The following is a 277-nucleotide window of genomic DNA, read 5'->3' as shown; positions in this document are numbered from 1 at the left end:
ATGGACACCAAGCTGTGGCTGCCGGCCGCCGACGAGGTCTCGCGCGGCCTGCTGCTGCAAAAGCTCCCGCGTCACACCGGCAAGGACGACCAGGTGAAGCAGGCGACCGAAGAGGAAGACCTGGAAACCTGGAACCGCGCCGTGATGCTGGGCAGCACCCTGAAGCAGGAAGAGCTGCTCACGACCGACATCCAGACCCTGCTGACCCGCCTGTTCTGGGAAGAGACGATCCGCGTGTTCGACCCGCAGCACCCGCAGTTCCACTGCAGCTGCACCC

1 protein-coding gene is annotated in these 277 nt (G+C 65.3%); it reads left to right on the top strand.

Annotated elements, in window-relative coordinates:
* A partial coding sequence (locus KVT32_RS29915; protein ID WP_217619407.1) for an Hsp33 family molecular chaperone HslO occupies nucleotides 1-277 on the top strand: 277 nt, incomplete at both ends.

Origin of the sequence: Achromobacter sp. GbtcB20, from assembly GCF_019091095.1 — a bacterium.
In the GTDB taxonomy this organism is placed as follows: domain Bacteria; phylum Pseudomonadota; class Gammaproteobacteria; order Burkholderiales; family Burkholderiaceae_B; genus Achromobacter; species Achromobacter mucicolens.
The sequence above is the reverse complement of the archived record's forward strand: the minus strand, read 5'-3'. Positions and strand labels throughout refer to the sequence as shown.